General features: G+C 71.3%; 20 protein-coding genes. 7 read left to right on the top strand and 13 right to left on the bottom strand.

The annotated features are described in order from the left end of the window. Positions 1 to 127: 127 nt before the first annotated feature. Complete coding sequence (locus tag WME90_RS17785; RefSeq protein ID WP_437282336.1) at positions 128 to 646, bottom strand: peptidylprolyl isomerase; 519 nt, start codon at positions 644 to 646, stop codon at positions 128 to 130. 254 nt (positions 647 to 900) lie between these two features. Here WME90_RS17785 and WME90_RS17780 point away from each other — a divergent pair, with 254 nt between their 5' ends. Next, complete coding sequence (locus tag WME90_RS17780; protein ID WP_437282335.1) at positions 901 to 1,554, top strand: hypothetical protein; 654 nt, start codon at positions 901 to 903, stop codon at positions 1,552 to 1,554. 374 nt (positions 1,555 to 1,928) lie between these two features. Here WME90_RS17780 and WME90_RS17775 read toward each other — a convergent pair whose 3' ends face one another. Then, positions 1,929 to 3,824: an OmpA family protein gene (locus WME90_RS17775; RefSeq protein ID WP_437282334.1), complete on the bottom strand. Its 1,896-nt coding sequence runs from the start codon at positions 3,822 to 3,824 to the stop codon at positions 1,929 to 1,931. After that, positions 3,821 to 5,905, bottom strand: a complete 2,085-nt coding sequence (gene traA / locus WME90_RS17770; protein WP_437282333.1) for an outer membrane exchange protein TraA family protein — start codon at positions 5,903 to 5,905, stop codon at positions 3,821 to 3,823. The genes WME90_RS17775 and traA overlap by 4 nt, the downstream gene beginning before the upstream one ends. A 441-nt stretch (positions 5,906 to 6,346) precedes the next feature. Between traA and WME90_RS17765 the strand changes: the two genes are divergently transcribed. The 3 genes from WME90_RS17765 (at position 6,347) to WME90_RS17755 (ending at position 9,242) form a co-directional block, all read left to right on the top strand. Further along, positions 6,347 to 7,165 carry an SDR family NAD(P)-dependent oxidoreductase gene (locus WME90_RS17765; RefSeq protein WP_437282332.1) on the top strand — a complete coding sequence of 273 codons (819 nt, stop codon included), beginning with the start codon at positions 6,347 to 6,349 and terminating at the stop codon, positions 7,163 to 7,165. Positions 7,166 to 7,595: 430 nt separating this feature from the next. Then, positions 7,596 to 8,930, top strand: coding sequence for an SBBP repeat-containing protein (locus WME90_RS17760; RefSeq protein WP_437282331.1), 1,335 nt, complete (start codon positions 7,596 to 7,598; stop codon positions 8,928 to 8,930). Between the two features lie 183 nt (positions 8,931 to 9,113). Beyond that, on the top strand, positions 9,114 to 9,242 hold the full coding sequence (locus WME90_RS17755) for a hypothetical protein (protein ID WP_020736078.1): 129 nt from the start codon (positions 9,114 to 9,116) through the stop codon (positions 9,240 to 9,242). Positions 9,243 to 9,260: 18 nt separating this feature from the next. On the opposite strand, the gene WME90_RS17750 is transcribed toward WME90_RS17755, so the two are convergent. Further along, positions 9,261 to 13,580, bottom strand: a complete 4,320-nt coding sequence (locus WME90_RS17750; protein ID WP_437282330.1) for a DNA topoisomerase 3 — start codon at positions 13,578 to 13,580, stop codon at positions 9,261 to 9,263. Between the two features lie 248 nt (positions 13,581 to 13,828). On the opposite strand from WME90_RS17750, the gene WME90_RS17745 reads away from it, so the two are divergent. Beyond that, complete coding sequence (locus WME90_RS17745; protein WP_437282329.1) at positions 13,829 to 14,641, top strand: hypothetical protein; 813 nt, start codon at positions 13,829 to 13,831, stop codon at positions 14,639 to 14,641. A 469-nt stretch (positions 14,642 to 15,110) separates the two neighbouring features. Here WME90_RS17745 and WME90_RS17740 read toward each other — a convergent pair whose 3' ends face one another. Further along, positions 15,111 to 15,506 (bottom strand): hypothetical protein, encoded by a 396-nt coding sequence (locus WME90_RS17740; protein WP_437282328.1) that lies wholly within the window; start codon positions 15,504 to 15,506, stop codon positions 15,111 to 15,113. Here WME90_RS17740 and WME90_RS17735 point away from each other — a divergent pair. After that, on the top strand, positions 15,487 to 16,230 hold the full coding sequence (locus tag WME90_RS17735) for a pectate lyase (protein ID WP_437282327.1): 744 nt from the start codon (positions 15,487 to 15,489) through the stop codon (positions 16,228 to 16,230). The two genes, WME90_RS17740 and WME90_RS17735, sit on opposite strands and share 20 nt — an antisense overlap. 155 nt (positions 16,231 to 16,385) lie before the next feature. Here the strand turns inward: WME90_RS17735 and WME90_RS17730 are convergent, their stop codons facing one another. Continuing rightward, the gene (locus WME90_RS17730; protein WP_437283621.1) at positions 16,386 to 17,006 is read right to left on the bottom strand and encodes an HD domain-containing protein; all 621 of its coding nucleotides are present in this window, start codon (positions 17,004 to 17,006) and stop codon (positions 16,386 to 16,388) included. A gap of 62 nt (positions 17,007 to 17,068) precedes the next feature. Then, the gene (locus WME90_RS17725; protein ID WP_437282326.1) at positions 17,069 to 18,169 is read right to left on the bottom strand and encodes a diguanylate cyclase; all 1,101 of its coding nucleotides are present in this window, start codon (positions 18,167 to 18,169) and stop codon (positions 17,069 to 17,071) included. Between the two features lie 60 nt (positions 18,170 to 18,229). On the opposite strand from WME90_RS17725, the gene WME90_RS17720 reads away from it, so the two are divergent. Beyond that, on the top strand, positions 18,230 to 19,555 hold the full coding sequence (locus WME90_RS17720; protein WP_437282325.1) for a sigma 54-interacting transcriptional regulator: 1,326 nt from the start codon (positions 18,230 to 18,232) through the stop codon (positions 19,553 to 19,555). A gap of 83 nt (positions 19,556 to 19,638) precedes the next feature. Here the strand turns inward: WME90_RS17720 and WME90_RS17715 are convergent, their stop codons facing one another. From WME90_RS17715 to WME90_RS17690, 6 genes are all read right to left on the bottom strand, one after another. Then, positions 19,639 to 20,448, bottom strand: coding sequence for a hypothetical protein (locus WME90_RS17715; protein WP_437282324.1), 810 nt, complete (start codon positions 20,446 to 20,448; stop codon positions 19,639 to 19,641). Between the two features lie 27 nt (positions 20,449 to 20,475). Next, positions 20,476 to 22,161, bottom strand: a complete 1,686-nt coding sequence (locus WME90_RS17710) for a serine/threonine-protein kinase (protein WP_437282323.1) — start codon at positions 22,159 to 22,161, stop codon at positions 20,476 to 20,478. 193 nt (positions 22,162 to 22,354) lie between these two features. Further along, positions 22,355 to 23,536, bottom strand: a complete 1,182-nt coding sequence (locus WME90_RS17705; RefSeq protein WP_437282322.1) for a vWA domain-containing protein — start codon at positions 23,534 to 23,536, stop codon at positions 22,355 to 22,357. A 121-nt stretch (positions 23,537 to 23,657) separates the two neighbouring features. Further along, positions 23,658 to 25,322: a pectate lyase gene (locus WME90_RS17700; protein WP_437282321.1), complete on the bottom strand. Its 1,665-nt coding sequence runs from the start codon at positions 25,320 to 25,322 to the stop codon at positions 23,658 to 23,660. A gap of 99 nt (positions 25,323 to 25,421) precedes the next feature. Next, the gene (locus WME90_RS17695; protein ID WP_437282320.1) at positions 25,422 to 25,781 is read right to left on the bottom strand and encodes a cupin domain-containing protein; all 360 of its coding nucleotides are present in this window, start codon (positions 25,779 to 25,781) and stop codon (positions 25,422 to 25,424) included. Between the two features lie 30 nt (positions 25,782 to 25,811). After that, on the bottom strand, positions 25,812 to 26,477 hold the full coding sequence (locus WME90_RS17690; protein ID WP_437282319.1) for a bifunctional 4-hydroxy-2-oxoglutarate aldolase/2-dehydro-3-deoxy-phosphogluconate aldolase: 666 nt from the start codon (positions 26,475 to 26,477) through the stop codon (positions 25,812 to 25,814). Between the last annotated feature and the right edge of the window lie 43 nt (positions 26,478 to 26,520).

Here is a 26,520-nt window from a genome sequence, read left to right as displayed (position 1 = left end):
CGCGCGGCATGCGAACGCCGTGACGATGGGCGGCCTGCGAGCGCAGTGACGATCCACGGCCCGCGAGACGAGGGCCGCGCACGAGCAAAGAGGTCTCCGGCGGGAGCCTTGCTCTCGATGAGGAGGGCTATTCCGTCCTGAAGATCACGTGGAAACCATAACGGGTCTCCACGACGTCGCTGAGCTGCTGGATGTCGAGCTCGAACGCCGCGTCGGCGAAGGGCGGCAGGACGTCGGCGCGCTCCACCGTGCCGAGCGAGCCTCCGCGCGACGCTGCGCCGGCCTCGTCGCTGTACTGCGCCACCACCTCGCCGAAGTCGGCGCCGCCACGGATCTTGTCGCGCGCCTCCATCGCGCGCAGGCACGCCTCCTCGCGCGTGCGGGTCGTGCCCTCGGCGCGATCGGCGCCGGTGTAGCGGACGAGGATGTGCTTCACGCCGATCCGCGCCGGCTCGTCGGGGCGGGCCTGCCTCGGTGCGCTGGCAGCTGCGAGGCACGCTGCGGCGCTCGAGGCGCTCTCCTCGGCAGGGGCGGCCTCGTGCGGGGCGGCGGGCGGCGCCGCCTGAGGCGCGCTGCACGCGGCCGCGAGCGACGCGCCGAGGAAGGCGAGGAAGGCGAGAGGAGCGGATCGCTCGAGCGCGCGCATCGGCGGCGAGCATAGCCAGGCGTTCACGAGATCGGAACACTGGATGGCGCGGCGGCGGCATAGCGCGGTGGCGCGGCCGCACGATGGCGTGGCGGCGCGATGACGCGCACGGGGCGAGGCGCTGGTGGGGTCCACCCGAAAGCCACCCCCGAAGAGGTCCTGCCCCCGGGTCGGCTGCGTCCCTGATGCACATCGGCTGCGTCCCTGATGCACGGGGTTTGCATCGCGCGTCGCATCGCTGGTAAGAAGGCATCATGCAGCGCCTCCTCCTCTCGGCGGCCCTGGGTGCCGCGCTTATCGCCGGTTGCAGCACTCCTTTCCGAGACAAACGCACGCCTTCCGGCGAGTTCTGCAGCGACATGTACGTCGTGCCGGCAGGCCAGCTGCCCGATCGCGAGTACCATCGCCTTCAGCCGATCGCGAGCGATCCGACGGCCCGCACGGAGGCGGAGCGCCTCGAGTCGCTCCGCAAGGCCGCCTGCATGGTCGGCGGCGATGCGGTCATCGAGGCGGTCAACGAGGAGATCCGCACCGAGGACGGCCGCTACGCCAGCGTCGCGAGCGGAACGGCGGTGATCTGGGTCCGCCGCACGGAGGGAGAGGCGAAGCCGTTGACGTTGCACCCGGTGGCGCCGTCTGCCGAGTCGGCGGCTCCTGCCGAGCCGGAGGCACCACCGGCGGAGCAGCCTGCGGCTCCTGCCGCTTCCGACGAGCCGTACGAGGACTCGCCTGCACCTGCGGCCTCGGCCAAGCCGGGCAAGCCGGGGGCGAAGCCCTCGTCGCCCACGCCGTCGTCCTCGGCCAAGCCGTCCTCCCCCGCCCCGTCCTCGTCGGCCACCCCGCCGTCCTCGGCCAAGCCCGCCACGACATCGGCGCCCTTGCCCTCGAAGCCCGCGCCGAAGAAGTAACCCCAACAGGAAACGTCCGCGTCGCGCGCCGTCTCCTACCGCTGTGACGCTGGCTCCACCCCTGGGACGCTCGGAGGTCGGCACGCCGGAGTTCCGCCCGCCCTTCTCGCAGCGCGCTCTCGCCGTTCGCCCCTTTCATCGAACTCCGTAGGCCCGAGGAGGGCATGGCCTTCGCGCGGCGCGCGCAGGGCCGTTGGCCCCCTTTCACCGAACTCCGTAGGCCCGAGGAGGGCATGGCCTTCGCGCGGCGCGCGCAGGGCCGTTGTGTGAGCCCGAATGACAATGCTCCTCCGGCGTGGCCGGAGGAGCATTGTCCCAGCGAGCTCGGCCCTGCGCGCGCCGCGCGAAGGCCATGTCCTCCTCGGGCCGGCCCCCTAGCGAGTCCCCCCACCCCCCGGCGTCGGCGGATGGCTCGACGAGGACGGCGCAGGCGCAGGCACTGGCGGCGCGGGAGTACCGGATCGCGGCAGCACGCCCGTATTGCTCGGAAGACCGCCCGCGCTGCCCCGGTTCGGCAGCGGCGCCGCGCCGCCGGGCGCCCCGCCAGCCGGCGGAAGCGAGGATCCGCCGCTCGGCAGCACGTTCGGCTTGAGGACCCCCTCGGTCGGCAGCGTGCCCTGGTTCGGCAGCGTGCCCTGGGTCTTCTGCGGAAGCACCCCGCTGGACGGCAGGATCTCCTCGGTTCCCGCCGGCGCACCGGTGAGCGGCTTCGGCCCCGCGGCGCCGTAGCGCAGGATGCGGAAGACGACGCGCCGGTTCTTCGACGTCATGAACTGGCAATCGGGCGACAGCTGGTCGTCGGGCCCTTGGCAGCCGGCGTCGTCGTAGATCGGCTGCGTGTGCCCGTAGCCGACCGCCTGCAGCCGCGAGGGATCGACGCCCTTCGCGATCAGGTACGCCATGACGCTCGCCACGCGGCGCTGGGACAGCGCCATGTTGTAGAGATCGGTCGCGCGCACGTCGGTGTGGCCCTCGATCCGAACCTCGCGGATGTCCGGGTTGTCGATCAGCACCTGCGCGACCGCTTCGAGGGTCGAGTTCGAGTCCTCGAGGATGATGTCCTTGTCGGTCGCGAAGTGGACCTGCTCGGTGATCACGATCTCGTCGCCCCGGATGAAGGCGAGCGGGCAGCCTTCCTTTCCGTGCGGGCCGGCGGGCTTGTCGGGGCACTTGTCGTCGCGATCGAAGACGCCGTCGCCGTCGGTGTCGAGGTCCGGACAGCCGAAGTTCTCGGGGCTCCCGGGCACGTCGGGGCAGCGGTCCGCCGCGCCGATGAGGCCGTCGCGATCCGGATCGTCGTTGTCGCGCTGCTGCAGGCGGTTGATCTCCTCCTGCTCCTGGGAGGTCTTCGGCTGCCACGTGATCACGTTGAAGAAGCGGATCGAGGGCGCGCCGAAGCCGCACGCCGCGCCGAAGCTCCCGCCGAAGGTGATGGTGACGCCGTGCTTGGTCTGCCAGCGCAGCCCGAGGAGCGCCTCCGCCGGGATCTGCCCCGGATCGTCCGGGTAGCTCGAGAGCGATGGGTAGCCGTACACCTCGCCGATGACCGACAGGCCCCAGCGCTGAACGACATACTGCTCGGCCGCCACGCCGAACTGCGCCATGTCGCCGACGCGCACGCCCGCGAACTGGTTGTCGGGCCGCAGCCAGATGCCCGCGTTCGCGGCGAGGAGCAGCCCGAAGTTGAACCGGTAGTCGGCGATGAGCGTCGCGCCGCCGCTCAGCGCGCCGTCGCTGGTGAACGCGTTCTGGTCGCCCGTGGGGAAGTTGAGGTTGCCCGCGATGGCCATCCCGAACCCCTCCTTGACCTGCTCCTTCCGGTTCAGGTACGGGAGCGAGATCTTCGTGGACAGGCGGAGATCGCCGACGGAGGAGCTCTTGACCGACCCCTCGGTGCCGAAGCGGCGGAGGTTGCCGCCCTCCTGAAAGAGGACGAGCGGCATGGCCATGGTGACGTCGAACACGTCGAAGAAGCCGATCCCCGCGAGCAAGGCGAGCTCGAGCCGCCCGGAGATGGCGTCGACGGCCTGCCTCGTATCGTCGCCCGCGACGAGGAGCACGAGCGGGTCGGCCGCGATGTCGCTGTAGAGGCCGATGGTCGGCGAGAGGTTCCCGATGACCTCCGACTTCTGGACCATCACGAGGTCGCGCGGGGCGGCCGCCGGGCGGAAGACCTGGGCGTCGAAGCGCCCCTCCTCGGCGAGCGCAGGGCTCCCGGCGAGGAGCGTGGACAGCGCGAGGAGAGGGGCGAGGAGCGCGCGCGTTCTCACGAGGCACCTCCGCTGCGCTGGCGGCGCTTTCGCTCGAGCAGGGCCAGCGCCGCGAGGGCGACGAGCCCGGCCGCTCGCGGATCGGCGCCCTTCTGGCCGACGACCGAGACGCTGCAGATGTCGGCGAGCGTGCCGCCGCACGCGACGTTGTCGGGCATCGGGCCGAGCGCGCACTCCTTGGCGTCCGCCTCGTCGGTCCAGCGGCAGTGCTCGTTGCCGAGGCAGTCCAGGTTCGACTTGCAGGAGATGTCGCAGGTGTTCGTCGCGAGGTCGCAGGTGTTGCCGCAGGGGCACTGCGTGTCGGCGTAACACTCGACGCACTTCTCGCCATCGCAGTGCGGGGTGTCCTCGGCGCAGGTCGCCATGCACCCCGGGTCGCACTCGTGGGTCTCGCGGTTGCACGTCGTGCCGGCGCACTGCTCGTCCGACGTGCAGCGCACGCAGACCGCGAGCTCGGAGAACTGGCCCATGCAGTAGGGCGTGTCGCCGGCGCAGCTCTCGCAGCGCGGCCCGCAGCGCCGATCCTTGACGCACTCCTTGCACTCGCCGCTCAGGCAGTACTGGCCGTCGGCGCAATCCATGTCGTTGCGGCACGCGGCGCACGCCGTCCCGACGGGCCCCGGGAGGCAGAACGGCACCGGGGGCGACTGCGGGTCGTTCGGGTCCTCGGGGTGCATGCAGTCGACGCAGCCCTCGCCGCAGCAGTTCGGCTGCGCGTTGCTCGGGATCTCGTCGACGCAGTGGCCCGTCGGGGTGTGGCACTTCTTGCCGGCGGGGCACTCGTCGTCGGTGAGGCACTCGACGCACATCGCGACGCCGCCCGGCTCGACGGCGGCGCAGTTCATCTGGGCGCCGCTGATGCCGTTCGGACAGCAGTTGCAGGAGTTGCCGGCGCACCGATCGGCCGTGTCGCAGGGGACGCAGGAGTGCTCGACGCAGATCTCGCCCCGCGGGCAGTCCGGGTCGATGTTGCACTCGTACTCCTCCTTGCACTCGTGCGTCTCGGGGTCGCAGACGAAGCCGTCGCGGCAGTCCTCGCTGGTGCGGCACTGGCCGCACTCACGACCCGCGTTGGTGTTGATGCAGAACGGCGTGTCACCCTTGCAGGGCGAGCACTCCTCGCCGCAATAGAACGCGGTGTCGCACGGGGCGCAGAGGGCGGCCTCGTTGCAGTAGTAGCTCCCGGGACAGCCGTTGTTCCCGCCGTGGCCAACGAACCTGCGCTCGCACTGCAGGCACTGATTGAGATCGGGGAACGACGGCGAGCCGAACAGCGTCTGGAAGAACTGCGTCGGCTGGAAGACGGTGAAGCCGGCGTCGTTCAGCTTCACGACGGGCGGCTCGTCCGCAGCGCGGTGGAAGTCCCGGAACTCGCCGACGAAATAGGACATCTCGAGCGCCGCGTGCTCGGCGATCTCCGCGTGGTGGATCTCGATCGGGTACAGGCCCGGCTTCTCGAACGTGACGGTGTTCGTGAGGCGCCAGGTCGGCAGGCCGAGCTCCGGCGGCCGGGTCATGACCGACTTCACGGTCGTGATGCCGTCGTAGAACGTGAGGCTCGCGGCATCATCGGTGTAGAAGCCGATATGGACGGGCTGGCGCGCGAGAGCCTCCGTGACGACCAGGAACCCGCGAAGGCGGGAGCCAAAGGGGATCTCCGTGTTTCTGAGACGATCGTCCCACGGGAAGCTGCAGCCGCCGGGCATGCAGTCCGGCGACAGGCTCCTGAAGTCACCGAAACTCCGCGGGTTGTCCGGGTCGCCAGCGGTGTTGTTGTTGCTCAGATCAAGGAGGGTTCGAATGACGTAGTCGAGGCGTGGCTCCCCGTCCCTGTGCTTCGTGGGATCATCGATAAGCCCGTTGGTCCCGCCGATGAAGTCGGGCAGGAAGACTTGCGCCGGCCTGTCCTTCGGGATGACCGACGCGGCGCAGAGACCGGTGCCCTCGACCTCAGGCAACTGCTCGATGGCGGGCTCTGAAACGGTGACCGGTTGCGGCGGCGGCTCCTCCTGCGCGTGCAGGGGCGACGGCAGCGCCGAGAACAGGGCCAAAGTCGCCAGAGCGATGCCTCGAATGCGCACGGCTCGCTCGCGGGTCCGCTGCGTCGCTCGCGGGTCGTCTGCACCCGAAGTCAGAAACACACTCCACAGGCTAGCCGCTGCGCGCCGCGATCTGCAAGAGGAAGACGGCCAACAAGCACACGCTCCAATGTAGGGGGCGGTCCTCTACCACCCCATGGTCGACGCTGCCCTGTGTGCGGGACGGCTGACCAGTCACACGGGCGCACGGGCGATCGGCTGCATGCGCGCCGGAGGGGAACAGCGTGATCACGAGAACGGCACAAGGTTGACCCCCACGTGCGACGCGCGGCTCCCCCCGCACCGGATGACGCGCACAAGGCATCGGCACGATCTTGGCGCAATGCGGCGAGCCGCACAGCGGCGCCGGTGTTGGGGACATCCGCCGGGTCAGGGCCACGGCCCGCTCGCGATCCTGGACGAAGCCGCCTAAAGGATCGCTTCATGACGACCACCTCGGGCCTCGCCATCGTTACAGGCGCCTCGTCCGGCATCGGCGCGGAGATCGCACGGCAACTCTCGGCGCGCGGGCAGCCGGTGCTCGCAATCGGCAGGCGGGCGCACCGTCTTGAGGAGCTCTCCACGCGGGCGGGCGCCGCCGGGCACGCGCCCATCCACCCGCTCGATCTCGACATCGCTACCGAGGGCGCGGCCCTCCGCGTGCGGGATCGGGCGCGCGAGCTCGGCGGCGCTGCTTGGCTCGTCAACAACGCGGGAACGACGCGGCTCGGGCCCTTTCTGGACGGCGCCCCGGCGGCGCTGGCCATGCTGGTGCGGCTCAACTGCGAGAGCGTCGTCGCGCTCTGCGCCGCGATCGTCCCCGACCTGGTGGCCCACGGCGGAGGGCGCGTGCTCAACGTCGCGTCGCTCGCCGCGTTCCAGCCGACCCCGGGACAGGCGGTGTATGGGGCCACCAAGGCGTTCGTGCTCTCGTTCTCCGAGAGCCTGGCCGCGGAGCTCGACGGGACCGGCGTCATGGTGACGGCCCTGTGCCCGGGGCCGGTGACCACCGAGATCTTCGACGCAGGCGCGCCTGGCGTGCCGCGCAGGAAGATGCCATTTGAGCTCACCGCCGAGGAGTGCGCCGCGTACGGCATCGCGGCGGCTGATCGGGGGGATGTGGTCGCCGTCCCGACCGCGTTGAGCAAGGCGACTGCCCAGCTCTCCCGTGTCTTCCCTCGCGCGGTGGTACGCCGGCTCTCGGCGCGGATCGGGCTCTCGATCCTAGGCTATGGCGCTTGGGCGCGAGGCGCCCGAGGGTAGGAAGCGACCGATTGCTCGGAACAGGCTCATGCGTTGTGATAGGCTCCGCGCCAGCGTCGGAAATCTCGCCTTGCGGCTTCCGGGCGCCTACGAACCCATGCAACGACAAGCACGACCTCATGCGCTCGCTTCCCTCCTCGGCCTGGGCCTGTGCGCCAGCGGGTGCGCGCAGCTCCTCGGACTCGACGAGTTCTCCGACCTGGCTCCAGGCGGCACGGGGGGTGCCGAAGGTCTGGGGGGTTCTGGCGCCACGGGTATCGGCGGCGCGGGAGGCACTCAGGATGAGGCGCCCTCATGCACACCGGACGTGTCGGAGGTGTGCTACGCCGGCCCACGGGGTACCAGGAACAGGGGCGCGTGCCAGGAAGGAATGCGCACCTGCGGCGCCGACGGGACCTGGGGCACATGTGAGGGCGAGGTGCTCCCCGCGGTGGAGCGCTGCGATGCAGCGGACGACGAGAACTGCGACGGGTTCCGCTGTATCGTCTGGGCGATCGGATTCGAGCAAAATGGCAGCGCCGGGGCTTCCGCCATTGCGAGTGACGCCGAGGGGAACGTGTTCGTCAGTGCAGGTTTTTCAGGGACGATCGCGATCGCAGGAGAATCCTTCTCCTCTGCCAGTTCGTCGACCGATGTGCTGGTCCTCAAGCTGAGCCCGGCCGGCGTCCCGATCTGGGCCAAGAAGTTCGGCGATCTCGGCCCGGACTATGCCACGGACCTTGCCCTCGATTCCAAGGGGAACCCGGTTCTGGTCGGCGAAAGCATGCAGGGGGGAGTCGACTTCGGCGATGGACCGCTTCCGGCGGGTCCGTTCATCGTCCGACTCGACGTATCCGGCGAGCATGTTTGGAGCAAAGGCCTGGGAGGGCGCGGCGAACTCACCGGAGTCGCCATCGATGCGAGCGACGACATCATCATCACGGGGAGATTCAGCTTGCCCATCGATCTAGGCGAGGGTCCGATCACGCCTGACGGCGAGGACATCCTCGTGGCGAAGCTCGACGGTGCCACCGGGCGCGTGAGCGAGCCCGGCGGCTGGGTACGCACGTTCAACGGCTCGTCATGGTATGAGGCTGCCACCGCGGTCGCGGTCGATAGATCGAAGAACATCTTCGTACTCGCCTGGTCGGATCAGACGATCAACCTCAGCACCGGCGCAACGCCGCTCCGAGTTGATGAGAGCCCGTTTCTCCTGAAGATGACACCGGCCGGCGAGTCGGTCTGGGCCACGGGGCTCGGTGGTCAGCCGATGGACATCACCGTGGACCTCGCGAGCCGCCCTGTGGTGGTAGGTACTTTTACGGGTGAGTTGCATGTTGATGGCCGCACGTTGATTGGAAGCAGCGGCAACGACGATGTCTTCGTGGTGCAGCTCGAGGCAAACGGGACGCCCCGATGGATGCGTGCATTCGGGGATGCCGTCGGGCAGCAGGGAGCATTTGGAGTCACTCGGGATCCCTCTGGCAACCTCGTCGTCTGCGGCGAGGTCGAAGGACAGATCGACTTCGGCAACGGACCCATGAAAGCGAAGGGCCGTCCGAACGGCTTCGTCGCCAAGCTCACGCCCGACGCAGAGCTCGTCTGGAGCCACCTCATGGACACTACAGGCGAAGACACCCTGCGTGCGGTCGCCGTCTCACCGGACGGCGAGACGCTCGTGTCGGGCGCGACGACGGCTCCGAACGCGGACTTCGGCACGGGGCCCCTACCGGGTACCACCAACGGCGAGCGGGCGCGCCTCTTCATCGCCAAGCTCGGACGGTAGCAGGCCACATCTCAGAAACCGTAGCGAATGTAGCGAAACGCCCCACTGTGGCGCGTGCGCCTTTGCCACCCGATATCAAGCGAGCGAAGTCCTCGGCTTCCAGCCCGAGAGTCCGCGCCCTCGCGGTGGCACCGACGTTGCTTCGCTCATCGAACACCCCGACACGGGGCCGGAGGTCATTCGATGAGCAAGATTCTGCGTGGGATCGCGGCAGGCTACGGCGCGAAGAAGCTCGGCGGCGGGTGCTTCAGCACCATCCTCATCTTCGTTCTGCTCTGGTGGGTGCTCGGCCACTTCGGCATCTTCCGCTGAGCGCCGCCCGCGCGCCGGTCAGCGCGCCCGCCCCTTCTTCCGCTGCGCCTTGCGGGCGAAGAACGTCCTCCGCGCGTCCGACGACTTCGCGCTCTGCCGCTTCTTCACCTTCGGCGGGAGCTTCGCGAGGGGGACGTCGCTCGCGACGTCGCCGACGCCGCGCGGCCCGCCGAGGCGACCCCGCGGCGTGAGCGAAGCGCGCTGGTACGTGATGGTCTCGCCCGCCTTCTCGAACGAGTCCTCGCGCACGCTGACAAGGCCCGCGCGCACGAGCCCGCCGAGGAGGTGCTCGAAATCGCGCCGCTCGAGCGACCCGTCGGCGAACTCCTCGCGGTAGAGCCGGCCTGTCGGCTGCTCGCTCTCGCGAAGCGCCGCCAGGATCCGCGCGATCGCCTGCGCCTCGCCGCGGCTCGGCGCCCGGAACTCCCGCGCGGCGCAGGCGGCCGGCGCGCAGACGTCGCAGAGGCCGCAGGGCTCGCCCGTGTCCTCCTGGTCGCCGAAATGGCGGACCAGGTGGAGCATGCGGCAGCCGTGGCCCTCGGTGAACCGCGCCATCTGCACGAGCTCGGCGAGCTTGTGGCGCCGCTGCGCCTCGTAAGGCCCGCGCCACCCCGGCTCACCCAGGGCGATCCCCCCGTCCGGATCCACGCGCGCTCCGCCGTGGATCCAGAGCTTCTCGAGGGCCTTGTCCGCGACCTCGGGATCCATGCCGAGATCGCCCAGGATCGCCTCCTTCGGGCGCGGCTCCCCGGAGAGGGCCTCCTCGATCCGCTGGAGGACCGCAGGATCGGGGTAGTCGCGCTCGTGGAAGAACTCGTGCATTCGCCGGTCGACATACGAGTGCATCAGCACGGCCCGCGAAGGGAGCCCGTCGCGGCCGGCGCGGCCGATCTCCTGGTAATAGCCCTCGACGCTCCCGGGCAGCCCGGCGTGCACGACCGTGCGAACATCGGGCTTGTCGATGCCCATGCCAAAGGCGATCGTGGCGACGATGATCTCGGTGCTGCCGTCCAGGAAGGCCGCCTGGATCCGGTCGCGCACCGGGGCGGCGAGGCCCGCGTGGTACGCCTCGGCCGGGAGGTCCTCCGAGAGGCCGGCGGCGAGCGCCTCGGCCTCCTTCCGGGTCGGCGCGTAGACGATGGCCGGCGTCCGGCCCTCCTGCCCGAGCAACGCGCGCACGCGGGCCAGGCGCTCTCCCGGGCTGACCTCGAGGATCTCGATACCCAGGTTGCTCCGCCTGAAGCCGTGAATGAACCGCGCCGCGGACGCGAGCCCGAGCTGCTCGACGATATCGTCCTGCACGACCGGCGTGGCGGTCGCCGTCAGCGCGATGACCGGCGCCGGCCGGAGCGCCGGGAGCCGCTGCCCGAGCATCCGGTAATCAGGGCGGAAGTCGTGCCCCCATTTCGAGATGCAATGGGCCTCGTCGACGGCGACCAGCACGGGCTTCCGGCGGGCGAGCAGCTCGGGGAAGCCGGGCACGCGGAGCCGCTCGGGGGCGATGAAGAGGAAGTCGAGCGCACCTTCGAGATAATCGATGCACACCTTGCGGGACTCGGCTCGGCTCCGGCCGGAGTGGATCCGCTCGGCGGCGAAGCCCCACGCCCGGAGCTTGGAGGCCTGATCCTCCATGAGCGCGATGAGCGGGCTCACGACGAGCGTCGTGCCGCCGCGGGCGATGCCGGGGAGCTGGTAACAGAGCGATTTGCCGGCGCCCGTGGGCATGACGAGCAGCACGTCGCTCCCCCCGGCCGCCGTCCGGCAGACGACCTCCTGGTAAGGGCGGAAGGCGCTGAAGCCGAAGCACTGCTGTAGCAGCTCGAGGAGATCCCCCGGCCGGCGCGCCGGAGACGACGCGACCGCCGCCGTGCGCACAGGCGAGGACGCCGTGCCCGCTCCAGGCGCCGGCGAAGGCCTGACGGCCGCTGTCGCCGGACGCGCCGGCGCCATAGCCGCTGTTCGCGATGGCGACGGCGCCACAGCCGCTGTTCGCGCCGGCGCCATAGCCGCTGCTCGCGATGGCGACGGCGCCACAGCCGCTGTTCGCGACGGCGCCACAGCCGCTGTTCGCGACGGCGACGGCATCGCCCGCGCTTGCGCCCTAGCCGGCGTCGATGCCGCGGCCGCCGCTGCGACAGCCTGCAGCGCGCCGGGCGACGCGTCATCCGGCGCAACCACCGCGCCGCTTCCCGGAGCACGGCGGGGCGTCGCGCGCGGCGCCTCGCGGCCTCGACGAGCCCCCGACGCCGCGGCCGCGGCGCCGCCGTTCCCGCGCGACCGCGCCTCGCCGCGCTCAGGAAACGGCGACGCATCGGCCTCCGGCCCGTGCGCAGCGCCCCCTACCGCGCGGCGCCCCGCGCTCACCTCCGCCACCACCTGGCGCACGTACGACTCGATGTCCGCCATGAACGACGGCAGATCGCCCCTGCCCCGGGCCATGTGGGCGAGCTTCGCCTCCCAGGCGCCTGTCATCGCAGGGCTCTTCACGTCCGCATGGACCACCTCGATGAGCCCGACGCCCTTGTCGGTCGCGTGCAGCAGCTTGCCCTTGCGCTCGATGTACTCGCGACGGAGGAGCGTCTCGATGATCGCGGCCCGCGTGGCCGGCGTGCCGAGGCCCGAGTCCTTCATCGCCTCGGAGAGCTCCTTCTCTTCGAGGCTGCTGCCCGCGGTCTCCATGGCGGTGAGCAGCGTGGCCTCGGTGAAGCGCGGCGGCGGGCGCGTCTTCTTGGCCTGCGCCTCCGCGTCGAGCACGAGCTGCACCTGCCCCCTCGCGAGGCCCGGAGGAAGCCGCTGATCCGCGGTCTCACGCTCGCGCTCTCCGTCCCCCTCCTCCCCGTCGCGCGCACCTCGCCCCTCGCCGTCCGCTTCGCCCTTCTTGCGCGGCCTCGCAGGCGGCTTGCCGAACCCGATGTCGAGCACCTTCCACCCGACGTTCTCCACCACGCTGCCAGCGCTGTGGTACCGGTCCACGATCGGCTCACCGCCGCGCGCGCCCGCGCCGCCGCGCGTGGTGATCGCGGTGATGACGGTGGTGATCGACGTGACGTGATCCTCGTGCCACGCCGAGAGCAGGCGCCGGCAGATGAGATCGAAGATCTTCTGCTCGTCGGCCGAGAGCTCCGCGCGCGAGGACCGAGCCCCGGTGGGGATGATGGCGTGGTGATCTCCGATCTTGCCGTCGTCGACGAAGCGCTTGCCGAGCGGACGGGCCCCCGTCCCCGGGGCGAGCATGCCTCGATACGAGCCCTCGATCGCCTGCACCACCGCGCCGAGCGTGGTCGCGACCTCCGTCGAGAGGTGCCGGCTGTCGGTGCGCGGGTAGCTGATGAGCTTCCTGCGCTCGTAGAGCGCCTGGGCCACCTCCAGCGTCTTCTGCGCGGAGAAGCCGTAAAGGCGGTTGGCGTGCCGCTGGAGCTCGGTCAGGTCGTAGAGCAGCGGCGGCGGGAGGCGGCGAGACTCCGATCGGATCGCGTCGATGCGCGCCTCGCCGCGCCGAGCCCGCTCGATGATGCGCCGCGCCTCCTCGCCGTCCGGCGGGAGGCGCCTCCGCGACGGCGCGGTCTCCGGCTTCTCGCCTCCCGCGGCGCCCGGCGGCTCGCCGGGCAGCGGTTTGTCTTGGAAATACGTGCCTTTGTAGGATGCGTCGGCCGCGCCCGATCCATCGTCCCGGAGGGGGCAGAACGTCGCGACGACCTCGAGGTACGGCTCGGGGACGAACCGCCGGATCGCGAGCTCGCGCTCGACGACCATGGACAGCGTGGGCGTCTGCACGCGGCCGACCGAGAGATCCTGGTCGAAGACGAGGCTGTAGGCGCGCGAGAGGTTCATGCCGACGAGCCAGTCCGCCCGGCTGCGCCCGCGCGCCGCGTCGGCGAGGCCGTCGTAGCCGCGCGCGTCCCGCAGGCGCCGGAGCCCGTCGCGGATGGCGTCGGGGGTGAGCGACGAGATCCAGAGCCGCTCGACCGGCTTCTTGCACCCGGCCGCCTCGTAGAGGTAGCGGAAGATGAGCTCGCCCTCGCGGCCCGCGTCCGTCGCACAGACGACGCGCTCGACGTCGCGCCGGCTCAGGACCTTCCGGACGATCTCGAACTGCGCCCGCGTCCCGGGGAGGACGACCAGCGGAAATCGCCCGGGCAGCATCGGGAGGAGGTCGAGGCGCCAGCGCTTCCAGGCGGGGTCGATCTGGTGCGGCTCGGCGATGGCGACGAGGTGCCCGATCGCCCACGTGACGACGTAGCCGCCGCCCTCGAGGAAGCCCTCGGCGCGCTTCGAGGCCCCGAGCACCGCGGCGATGTCGCGGGCGACGGCGGGCTTCTCTGCGACCACGGCGATCATGCGGCGACCATGCGAAACGTGCGAAACGTGCGAAACGTGCGAGAACAGCGGGCGGCGGGCGTCGCCCGCGCCTCCCGCAGGCGCGTTGATAGCGCGTGCCGCGGGCGGGCGGTATGGAGAAGCGAGCGGGCCGCGACGCACGCGCCCGACCGGCGCCTTGACACGCGCGCACCGGGCGGGTTCACGTAGTCTCTGGTCGCTTGCCGCCGCGCCGGGGCGCGCGACGGCCCACGGAGAGGGGCATCGAGATGCGAGACCTGAAGGGGATCGTCGAGGTGGAGCTGCTCGTCGAGGAGAGCGGCGCGCTCACGCCGGCGCGGGAGTACGTTCATCGAGATACGACCTACGTCGAGGGGCGGTCAGGCCAGCGTTATGCGCTGCGCGTGCGAAACCTGACCGGCGCGCGCGTCGAGGTGGTGCCCACCGTCGATGGCCTCGACGTGCAGAGCGGCAAGGACGCGTCGTTCGACGCGCGCGGCCTGGTGATCAGGGCGCACGAGTCGTTCGATTTCACCGGGTTCCGCATCAGCCAGGCCGAGGTCGCGACGTTCCGGTTCGGGAGCATCGAGCAGTCGTACGCCGCGCAGATCGGCAAGCCCCGCAACGTGGGTGTCATCGGCCTGGCGGTGTTCGAGGAGCTCGCGCCCCCGCCGCCACCCCCGCCGCCCTTCACGGGGCCCCCGCAGACTCTCGGCGGGGTGCTGAGCGACGACCTTCCGCCGCCGGCTCCGGCGTTTGGACCGCCCACGCCCGCTGCTCCGCCGCGAGCCCCCACGCTCGGTGCCCCAGCCCCAGCCCCGGCACCGGGCGCCGCGCCGGCCCCCGCGGCCCCGAAGGGGCTGGGCACGACCTTCGGCGAGCGGCGCGAGTCGCGCATCACGTCGACGCAGTTCACCCGGGCGACCCCGAAGCCCGCCGCCGTCCTGGTGATCCGCTACGAGCAGCGCGACGGGCTGCGGGCGCTCGGCATCGACGTGGACGGGCTGCACCAGCGCGAGACCGCCAGCCCCTTCCCCGCCGAGACCGGCTTCGCCAAGCCGCCGCCCGGCTGGAAAGGCTGAGCGCCGGAACCCTCGCGCTCGCAACCGCCCGCGCGCTGTCAGAGCCGCCCGGCCCCGGCGTGGCGCATGACGTGCGGTTGACGCGGGAGTCCTGACACCCCCTCATTTCGTTGGCATTTTCAGCGGAAAATTAAACAGGGAGACGGGGAGGCGGGGAGGCGGGGAGATTTGGTGGGATTTTACTCCCCGTCTCCCCGCCTCCCTGTGAATTTTCCCGAAAAATTCGAGGGATGCTTCAGACGGGAGTCGTCCTTGTCGTCAAGCACGTCAACCCGTAGTTGACGTCGCGGCGCTATGACATGCCCTCATGAGGACGCGCACGCCACGAGAGCTGCGCGGGCTCCCGGGCAGACACGTGAACCGTCGGGAGGCAGTTTCTGGCAAGTGGCATTGTCGTTGCCTATCTCGAGGCGGAGGCGCAGCGCCGGCCAGGATCGGCGGCCGCCACCTCCGGGCCGCGGGTCGCCCATCATGGTTCCAGAACGAGAGGTAGCGACATGAGATTTGGAATGAAGTCAGCTTTCACTTTGCTGTTCGTGATCGGCGCCGCCGGCGCCATCCAGCTCGGCTGTTCGGACGACGCGGCGACGCCGGACGACGGCCACGGGGGCAGCAGCTCGAGCAGCAGCACCACCGCGACCGGCGAGAGCGCGAGCACCACGGGCGGCGACGGCGGCAGCAGCTCGAGCGCGAGCAGCACGAGCAGCTCCAGCACGAGCGACTCCAGCACCACGAGCAGCTCCAGCAGCACGAGCAGCTCCAGCGCCACAGCCGCCAGCTCGACGGCCGCCAGCACCACGAGCAGCGGCACAGGCGGAGAGGAGCCGCTCGGCGACGAGCTCCCGATGGAGATCCCGAAGCCCACGAACGGCGACGGCGAGATCAGGACCCAGACGACGGTGCTCAAGAACGCCGCCCACGGCGGGCAGGACGTCTACGACTTCAACAACCAGAAGATCGGCGTGAACAACACCGAGGACTGCGACGACGGCGAGGGCCAGAAGACCGTGTTCGAGGTCGAGGACGGCGTCACCGTGAAGAACCTCATCATCGCGGGCGGCCTCCCCGGCGGCAACGGCATCGTCTGCAAGGGCGACTGCACGCTCGATCACGTCTACTGGGAGGACGTCTGCGAGGACGCGGCGACAAACAGCGCCGACGGGGCGACGATGCACATCAACAGCTCCATCGCCCTGCACTCGGCCGACAAGATCTTCCAGCACAACGCCAAGGGCGGCTCGACGACCATCGTCACGAACTCGTACATCGCCGACTTCGGGAAGCTCTGGCGCTCGTGCGGCGACTGCACCAAGAACGGCGGCCCGCGCCACCTGGTCATCGACAACGTCAGGGTGGACCGCGTGAAGACGACGGTCGCGGGAGCGAACCAGAACTACGGGGACACGGTCACGATCACGAACCTCTACGTCAAGGGAGGCTACGATGAGGGCGACGACAAGCCGAAGATCTGCCAGGAGTACAAGGCCGTCACGGATCACATGGGCGAGTCCGAGAAGCTCCACGGCGGCGCGAGCCAGTGGAACACCGCCACGTGCCGCGTGAGCAAGAGCGACGTGAAGAGCTGGTGATCGAGCGAGGGGCAGCGCGCACCCAGGCGACGCTGCCCCTCAACACACCCCTCCGCCGCCGACCGCCGCGACGCCTCCGGCGCGGACCGCCGCGCCCCTGACGACCGCGCCGTCCACCGACGACCCCTGCCCCTGACGGGCCCCGCGCAGCTCCGCTACGCGCCCTCCGCGAGCTTCCGGCGCAGGTTGTCGCGCGCGCTCGCCTCGAGGCGGGCGTGGAAGTACGGCGAGAGGAAGATCCGCTCCGCCGTGAGCAGCTTCTCGAAGAAGCGCCGCCGGCCCGCGGCGTAGAGCTCGGACGGCACGGCGCTGTACTCCGCGGCGATCGCCCGGTCGTACGCGTCGAACGCCGCCGCGTCGCTGCCCAGGATGGCCATGTCGCAGTCGAGGAACAGGGCCTCCTCCTCGCCGACATCCGCCGGCCCGAGCGCCCCGTGGCGCGCCGTGAGCAGGATGAGCCGCTCGATGAGGCCCTCGTCGAGCCCCTCGCCGGGAAGCCAGCGCGCCACCGCCTCCCGCGCGAGCTCCGCGCTGCGCGCCTCGTTGTCGTGGCGGCCGGGCACGTACACCGCGTCGTGGAAGAGCGCGGCCAGGAACACCTCGCGCGGCCGCCGCCAGCCGACGTCGCGGCCGACCTCGCCCACCCGGCAGAGCACCTCGCGCACGTGCGCGAGGTCGTGGTACGCGCGCCCGGGCTCGCCGTACGCCGCGCGCACCGCGCTCCACAGCGGCTCCGGCAGGACGAGCCCGCCCGGCGCCTCCGGCGGCGCGCTCACCGCGTCCCCCGCGGCGCGCGCCTCGCCGGCCGCGACCGCGCCGGTCTGTTTCACGCCGGCGCTCACGCCAGCACCAGGTCCTCTGGGCGGAACAGCTCCCCCTCGTACGTGGCGATGCGGCCCTTCTCGGTGGCCTTCGCGTGGTTCTTCGCGAGGTTGGCGCGCCCCTGGATCTCGCGATCCGTCAGGAAGCAGTCGACGCCGGCGACGCACAGCCCGGCGGAGATCGTCGGGGGCCGCTCGATGCGCCGGTAGCGGCGCCGCGCGAGCCGATCCTGCAGCGCGCGCAGGAAGTCCACCGCCCACGCGCTCGTCGCGTTGGGGAGCGTGATCATGTACTCGTCGCCGCCGAACCGGTACGCGTGCCCGTGCGCGAAGACGTGCGCCTCGATGCTCTCCATCAAGGGCGGGAGCACATGGAGGTCGACCGCCGTCTCGGTGTGCTGGACGTTGAACGCCTTGAAGTCGTCGATGTCGACGAACGCGACCGCGATCGCGGCCCCGCGCAGGGCGCAGCGCGCCCGGTAGTGCGCCAGATCCGGGAGGAAGAGCCCGGGCGCCTCGAGGATGTGGAACTTCTCATCGTACTCGCGCGGCCGGAGCGGCGGCGCCTCCGGCAGCGCCGCCTCGGCGTGCCGGATCGACATGTAGTCCGTCAGCCTCGGCACCTGGAGCGCGTGCGTGGCCGCGAACCACGGCGCGCCCATCAGCTGCTCCAGCCCGTGGACCTCGCGCCGGAGGTGCCGAATCGTCTCTGTGTTCACGGCCTTCTGGAGCGGCTCCTCGATCGCGGACGCGCTCTCGCGGCGCAGATCGATCAGGATGCGCTTGAGCAGCGGACCCTGCGTGTCGTGGATCTGCGCGTGCGGCTGGCGCAGCTCCAGCTGCCGTCCGAGCAAGCTCAGCTGCCCGATCAGCTCCGTCACCTCCGGCGGCTCGTAGCCGCGGAACTCCCGCCGGATCACGTCGGCCACGTCGCGGCGGAACACTTCCGTGAAGCGAGCGACGCACTGGGACAGGATCTTGGCCTCCGACGGCGTGAACTCGGACATCGCCGGCGAAGGATAACCGAAAGCCGAAAGCCGAAAGCCGAAGCCGAAGCCGAAGCCGATGGCCGACGGCCCGAAGCCGGACCGCAGCGCCGTCCGGCGCCCGGGTCGCACCGCGCGCTGGAAATCCTCTCGGAATTCGGAGAAGCTGACGCTCCCCCTCCCGCACGCTCGATGCACGACCTCACCCGGACGATCACGACCCTCCGCAGCGACGCGGTCGAGCTCCCGGATCTGCGCGTCGTCGTCACGCCGCAGAAGAGCCCCCCGATCGAGGCCACGCTGGGCGTCGCCCCGCTCGTCCTCGGCACGAGCTCCGAGTGCGATGTCGTCATCCCCGACTCCCGCGTGTCGCGCCGGCACGGCCAGCTCCGGTTCACGCCGCGCGGCGTCGTGCTCACCGACCTCGGCAGCAAGAACGGCACGTTCATCAACGATGTCCTGATCGTCGAGGGCTTCCTCACGCCGAGCGCCGTCGCCTCGCTGGGCGGCGTCCCCCTCACCGTGCGCGTCGGCGGCGCCCCGGTCGTCGTCCCGCTCTCGACCTCGGCCAGCTTCGGCGAGGCCCTGGGCAGCAGCGTGCCCATGCGCGCGCTCTTCGCCCGCCTGGAGCGCGCCGCCGCCACCTCGGAGACGATCCTCCTCCTCGGCGAGTCCGGCACCGGCAAGGAGGTCCTCGCCCGCGCCATCCACGAGGCGAGCCCGCGCCGCGGCGCGCCCTTCGTCGTGTTCGACTGCAGCGCCGTCGCCCCGAGCCTCATCGAGGCGGAGCTCTTCGGCTACACGAAGGGCGCCTTCACGGGCGCCCAGGCCGCGCGCGCCGGCCTCCTCGAAGAGGCGAGCGGCGGCACGCTCTTCCTCGACGAGATCGGCGAGCTCCCCCTCGATCTCCAGCCGAAGCTCCTGCGCGCCCTCGAGGCCCGCCAGGTGCGCCGCATCGGCGCGGCCGCGTACACCTCCTTCGACGCCCGCGTCGTCGCCGCGACGCACCGCGATCTCCAGGGCCGCATCGGCGCCGGCACCTTCCGCGAGGACCTCTACTACCGCCTCGCGGTCGTCGAGGCCGTCGTCCCCCCGCTGCGCGAGCGCAAGGAGGACATCCCGCTGCTGGTCGAGCGCTTCCTCGCGGCGCAGGTGCCCCCGCGAACGCTCGCCGATCTGCCCCCGAACGCGCTGGAGCTGCTCCGCGGACACCACTGGCCGGGCAACGTGCGCGAGCTCCGCAACACGGTCGCGCGGCTCGTGCTCTTCCCGCACCTCGCCGACGAGGCGATCCTCAAGGTGGCGCCGCGGCCCGCCGACATGGGCATCGGCCAGTTCGCCGCGCTGCCGCTCCGCGAGGCGCGCGACATGGTCGTCGAGCAGTTCGAGCGGACCTTCATCGCCATGAAGCTCCGGGAGAGCAGCGGCAACGTCGCGCGGGCGGCCGCGTCGATGGGCGTCTCCCGGCAGCTCGTCCACCGGCTGATGGAGCGCTACGGCATCCGCAACAAGGGCTGACGGGCGGCGCGCAGCGCACCGCGCGGCGCCCGCGGCAGGCTGGACGGCTTGGCGCTCAGAACGAGCCGACCACGGCGTGGCGCTCAGAACGAGCCGATCATCGAGAGCCAGGGGCCGCCCGGCGAGAACGAGAGACCCGCGCCCGTTGCGGCAGGAGCCGCCGGATCGAGCTGGAAGTAGAGCATCGCGCCCGCGCCGGCCGCGAGGAGGCCCGCGCCGGCGGAGATCGCGCCGGCCTTCCACGTGAGATCGATCGCCTCGACCTCGTCCGCCCGGCACGTGGGCGCGCACCTGCCGCGGAGCTCGCTCCGGTCGAGGTGCCCCTTGATGCCGAGGAAGGCGCCCACGCCGAGCGCCACCGCGCCGGCGCCGGCGATCGCGAGCGGCCAGCGCTGCCGCACGGGCGCGGCGGCGCTCGGAGGCCCGGCAGCAGGGAAGCGCACCGCGATCGGCAGCGCCTTGTCGCCCGGCGACACCGTGACCACCGCGACGACGCGCGTCCCCGCCATGTCCTCGAACGTCAGCGTGTGGCGCCCCGGATCGACCTCGATCGCGGCGTTCGGGATCGCCTCGACCAGCGGGGCGCCGTCGAGGAGCACCCGCACCCGCCCTGGCGCGTGGCCCTCCGCGGACGTGGCCGAGAGCGCGACGCTGGGCATGTCGCGCTCGACCCGCTCGCTCCAGCTCCGGCAGTCGCGGGCGAGCGTCGCCGGGCACGAGCTCGCGCAGAGGCGGAGCTCCGCGCGGGCGCGCAGCAGCGCCCGGTCGCGGACGAGCTGCTGCGCTTGCTCGTACGAGGCCGCGCACGCCTCTCCCACGCCCTGCGCGCGGGCGCGCGGGCCAGCGAGGAGCGTGACGGCCGCGCCGGCGGCGACAAGGAAGCCACGTTTCATCGCGGGCAGGCTACACGCTTCCGTCGATCACAGGCACTCACGCTTGATCCGCCGGATGCCGCTGGCGTCCACGTAGTAGGGCGGCACGCAGCGCGATCGCGGCTGCGTGGCGCGCGCAGGGGCCGCCGCGCGCGGGCTCGCCGTGCGCTCCGGCGCGGCTGTGCGCGCGGCCGCCTCCGGCTTCGCGGTGGCATTCGCAGGCCTGCTCGTGGCGCTCATGGTGGGCGCCGCGGGCGCTGCTTCGGAGGCCACCGGCGCAGCTGCGGTGGCCTCCACCGCGGCCCCGGAGGCCACCGGCGGCGCGGCGTCGAAGGCGACCGGCGCAGCCCCGATCGCGGCGGGCGCCCGTGGCGCCGCGCCGGAGGCAGCGGCCGGCGCCGAGGATGCGCCGGCGCCGGCGCGCTCGGCCGACGGCCCATCCGGCGCCGGGCCTACGCTGCAGCTCCTGCCGAGGGCCACCGCGAGCACGAGCGCGCTGGCCCCGAGCACCAGCGTGGAGGCGCGGACGAGCTGCGCGCTCGCGCGCCGCGGCGGCGCCGCCGCGGCGACCGGCGTCGCGAGCGCGGACGCCAGGGGCCGCGCCATGTCCTCGACCGTCCTCGTCATCGTCGGGACCGTCACCGAGGTCCGCGGCACGCGCCCGCGGTTGCCGGATGGCTGCGCGCGGTGCGCCTCGATGTCCCGCGGCGGCGCGTGGTCCACGTCGGCGGGCCTCGCCACCGGCGGCGACGAGAGCGCGCTCCGCTGCGACGTCTCGATGGCAGCGAGGCTCTTCGCCCGCGCGTCCAGGAGCGTCCCCGCCGTCGCCTCGACCCACGCCCCGACCGCGCGCGGGCTCGCCGGCGGCAGCGCCTCCTCCAGGGCGGTCGCCATCTCCAGCGCGGTCGCGTAACGCCGCTCGGGATCCCGGTCGAGGCCCCGGAGCACCACCTCGTCGAGCTCCCTCGGCACGTCGCCGAACGCGCTCGGCGGCTGGACGACGCCCTCGAGGATCCGCCCGAAGATCTCCGCGTCGCAGTCCCCCGTGAACAGCCGGCGCCCGGTGAGCACCTCCCACAGCACCACGGCGGCGGCGTAGATGTCGGTGCGGCGGGTCAGGGGCGTTCCCCGCAGCTGCTCGGGCGCCATGTAGCTGAGCTTGCCCTTGAGCTGCCCGTCCCGGCTCACCTGGCTCCGCACCGCCGCGCGCGCGATGCCGAAATCGAGCACGCGCGCGATCCCGTCCTCGCCGACCAGGATGTTCTGCGGCGACACGTCGCGGTGGACGATCTGGAGCGCGGCGCCGTCCTCGGCGGTCGCCTCGTGCGCCGCGTGCAGGCCCGCGAGCGCGCCGGCGATGACGGCCGAGCCGACCGGCCGCGGCACCTGGACCCCTCGCCTGCTGGCCTCGCGCAGCAGGGTGGAGAGCGACTCGCCCGCGATGTACTCCATGACGAGGAAGAGCTCTCCGTCGGCCTGGACGCTGTCGAGCGTGGCGACGACGTTCGGGTGGCGGATGCGCACGGCGAGCCGCGCCTCGTCGAGGAGCATCGCGGAGAACTCCGGATCCCTGGCGAACTGCGGGTGCAGGCGCTTGATCGCGACGGTGCGAGCGAACCCATGGGCGCCGACGAGCCGCCCGAAATGGACGGACGCCATCCCCCCCGAGGCGATCACCCCGTGGAGCGTGTACCGATCGAGGCTCCTCCCCTCGCGCCCCTGCGCCGTTGCCATCGTCACTCTGTTTTACATCATCTCCGCTGCGCGATGGATCGGCGCTCGACCGTCGCGCCAGGCGCGCCTGCGAGGGTGCAACCGCGCACGTCCACAGTGTCAACTCACGGTTGACGCAGGCGGAGCCAGAGGCCCGCGGGTGTGCCGAGCGCGACGGGCACGACGGGCGCAGCGCACGCGCGGCGACCTCCGATCACAGCGGGACCTCGATCACCGGCTCGCAGGTGAAGTCGACGCGCAGCGTCGCCGCCACGTCCGCCTGGATCACCCCGCACGAGCTCTCGCACAGCACGATCTGCGTCGGGCTCGCGGGCTCGTCGTAGCGCCAGGCGTCCTCGGTCGCGCAGCTCTGGTCATAGGCGAGCTCCGTCGTCGCGTTGGGGCCGCTCGTGTAGAGCACGCGGACCCGCTCCTTGTCGAAGGTGCTCCCGTCCGGCGGGAGCGGGATCGCCATCGTGCACGAGACCGAAGCGCCGCGGATCCGGTCGACCGCCGCCTTGAACGCGGCCGTGGTCTGCGAGGGATCGCCGGTGTCGATGAGCACGGCGCTCTCCGTGCCGCCGGCTGCGGCGATGTCGTGCAGGTCGTCGAGGGTGTCCGGCGCGCCCTTGATCGGCGGGTTCTCGACGCCGATGACGTACGTCGGGACGCCCTCCGCCAGCGCCGCCTGCGCGTCGGCCACGACGGCGTCGATCGTGTCGGACGCCTCGTCGCAGCCCTGCGGGTAGCCGTCCGTCACGAGCACGATCGCGTATTTCCCGGGGCTCTGCCGGCGCTGCGCCTCGATGAACGCGCTCGTGCCCTGCATCACCCACGAGGTCGGCGTACCACCGCGCCAGTCGTCCGAGCTCGCCGGCTCGATCGCGGCGATCGCCTTGGCGAAGGCCTCCGACGGGAGCGGCGTCAGCGGCACGTCCGGCGTCGCGTAGATCTCGGCCGAACACTTGTCGTCGTCGGCGGGAAAGAACGAGAGCGAGGCCGTCAGCCCTTCGGACCCGGGATCCGCGAAGAACTGCTTTGTCGCCGCGACGACCGGATCCCACTTGAGGGCCTTGTCGTGCCAGTCCTTGTCGCCCTTGCCCATGCTGCCCGACACGTCGAACGCGAACGCCAGGTACACGGGCTGGAGGGAACCCGCCGCCGTCTGGGTGGCGCACGCTCCGCCTCCGCCGGCGGCGTTGCCGCTGCCAGCGCCGCTCGATCCGGTGCCGGGCACGCCGCCGATGTCCAGCGAGCCCCCCTCGCCGGAGCCGAAGCTGCCGCCGGAGCTCGCCCCTTCACCTTCACCTTCTCCCCCGTCGCTCGGGCTGCTGCCGCACCCGAGCCCGACCGCAGCCATGCTCATCACCGCCATGGCAAGTGGAAGCAATCTCATGCATCGACTCCTTGCACCCCGCGCGCCGGCGCCGAAGCACCGGCAACTTGTCACCTGAATTGCGCGTGGTCCCAGACCTCCAAAGCACACGGGGTGCCAGCGCGCGGGGGCTCGGGGGTGCTCACTGCACGGGCGCAACGTAGGAGATCAGCACGCCCATGTTCTTGATGAACGACTCCACCGAGATACCCACCGGCGACTCCTCGGCCGGGTACGTCGCCGGCGCCTTGGTCGGGTCATAAGGCGAGGTATCGTTGCGATCGCCGACGTGTGTGGTGGCGTAGACGTCCTCGAGATAAGGCTCCTCCGTGCCAGGGCCGATGTACGGGTTCGTGATCATGGTGATCTTGGTCGGCCAGTAGCCCTCTCCATTGAGCTCGCCGACGAGCTTCTGCGCCTCCTCCTCGGTCACCGGCGCGGTCGTCATCGTGGCGCCGGCGTACAGGTCCTCGAGCTTCACCTCGCGCAGCGAGAAGTACCGCGGGAGCTCCGCCGGCCCTGCGATCTTGAGGGGCGAGCCCGCCGTCAGCTCCTCGGGCGACATCGCCGCGAGCTCCTCGTAGCGGGCACGCATGGCGTCCACGTCGAGCTTGCGCGCCTGCCCGTAGTGGCCGATGGGCTTCTCGGGGTCCTTGTCGAAGTAATACTCGCCATTGACCACGTTCGAGCCGCGCCGGTGGACGTAGAGCGGGACGTCGGTCCCAATCTCGATGTACGTGGGGTGCGTGCGGTCGGGGAAGATCTCCACGAGCTCCGGCGGCAGCTTGACCTTGTCCAGCCAGTCCAGCGCCTCGGGCACCCGGGCGATGTACTTCTCGTCTCCTGTCATGTTGTAGAAATTGAGGAGCTGCTGGATGTTGTTGGCCGTCGTGTGCGTCGTCAGCGCCTCCGGCTCGTAGGTCCGCGCCCCGGCGGGCTTGCCGTCCTGCGTGAACTGCAGGCCCCACGCGGGCTGCGGCGCGGGCTGCTGCAGGGCGGCGAAGTTGTCCATGGCGCGCTCGATGTTCCCGAGCAGCTGCGACTCGCCCAGCGCGAGATGGCACATGATGAGGAACTTGATGTTCTCTCCGGCCACGTCGTCGTTGAAGGTGATGTAGCTCGTGTAGTCGGGTCGACCGTCCTTGCCCATCAGCGGGAAGCGCTGCGGCCAGCCGCCCCCCTCGTACTGGCTCTCGGTGACGAAGCCTATCGCCTTGTAGAGCGGTCCGCGGAACCGCTCGTCCTTCTTCTCGATGTACATGCGCAAGAGGAGCTGCGAGGCCACGGCGGTGCCCGCGTCGTCGAACGTCGCGTTGCCGTAGTAGTGCTGGAACTCCTCGAGTCGCCAGCCGTTCTTGCCGATGGTGTCGTACCAGTCCTCGAGCGACTCCTCGCCCGCGAAGTCGTAGATGTAATTCCAGCCGCCGGCCTCGTGCTGGGCCTCGATCAGGGCGAGCGCGACCTGCTCGGCGGCCTTGTAGTAGAGCTCGTCGCCGGTGGCGTGGTAGGCGTCCAGGTAGAGGTGGCCCATCGACGGCGTGCCGGGCGGCTGCACCCACAGCATGGTGCGCTTCGCCTCCATCTCGCCCCAGCTCCGCGAGAGATCCGGGAGGTAGCTCCACACGTACCCCCCGTTGTACGCGACCTCCTCGCTCATGAAGGTGGCCGCGCGCTTCATCGCGTCGACGTACGGCGCCATCTCGGGCGGCACACCCGGGCCGGGACCAGGCCCCGGCTCGCTGTCCCCGCCGCACGCGGCCAGCGCGACGGGCAAGAGGATCGACATCGCGAACGTTCTGCGTTTCATAGGCTCCTCAATCGCACAGGGTCGCGGTGTCGGTCGCACGACCCGTCGAAAAGACATGATGATTTGGGTGAACTGGAGAGTCTGACCGGCGCGCCGCGCTCAGGACATGTAGTCCTCGCGCGACGGCGTGAACACGTCGAGCACGACAGAGGGCTCGAACGCCCAGGCCTGGTGCTCGACGCCCCCGCGGACGACGAAGCTGTCCCCGGAGCGCGCCTCGAACTCCTCGTCTCCACACGAGAACTTGAGGTGTCCTGAGATGACGTAGACCAGCTGATCGTGGGGATGGCTGTGGCGCGCCCCGGCCCAGCCGACCTCCATGTGGTGCTCGACGAGCATCAGGTTGGGGTTGTGGGCCAGCACCCGGCGCCTCAGCCCCGGCTCGGGGGTGAAGAACTCCACCGCGTCGGCCGGCACGCGAGCCAGGCTCGGGACATCGATCTTCTTCAGATGACTCATGCTTCCTCCAGCGCCTCGCGGCGGCCCCGCTCAGGCGCGCTCCTCGATCCCGGCCCGCGCGGACCGGACCACGGACAGGAACTCACGCGCGCGCTCCGTGATGACCTCATCGCAGCCGGCCTCGAGCGCGGCGGCGTCGACGAGCTCGCCGCCGACCCCGAGCGCCACGGCGCCGGCCTCGATGAAATCCCGCGCCGTCGCGAGGTTGACCCCGCCGGTCGGCAGCATCTTCACGTGCGGGAGCGGCCCCCGCAGCGCGCGCAGGTACTTCGCGCCGCCCATCGCCGAGCACGGGAACACCTTCACCGCGTCCGCGCCGGCGCTCCACGCTGCGATCACCTCGGTCGGGGTGAGCGCCCCCGGGAACACCGCCTTCCCCAGCTCGCGCGCCGCCTGGATGACCTCGAGGTTGAGCCCCGGGCTCACGATGAACTGCGCGCCGGCCTCGATGCACCCGCGGGCGGCGTCCGCGGTGAGCACCGTGCCCGCGCCGACGAGGACGTGGCTCCCCATCCGTGAGGTGAGCTCGTGCATGACGGCGAGGGCGTCCGGGACCGTCATCGTGATCTCGAGGACCTCGATCCCGCCGGCGCACAGCGCGCGACCGGCCCGCACGGCGAGCGCGCCGCTCGGCGCGCGCACCACGGGGACGACGCCGATCTCCTCGATGCGGCGGACGACTTGCTCTCTGTCCATCGCGCGATTCAACCCTCGATCCATCTCTCGATTCCTCGCTTGA

The sequence above is a fragment of the Sorangium sp. So ce375 genome (assembly GCF_051473855.1).
Classification (GTDB): Bacteria; Myxococcota_A; Polyangia; order Polyangiales; family Polyangiaceae; genus Sorangium.
This window is presented reverse-complemented; position numbering and strand designations above follow the sequence as displayed.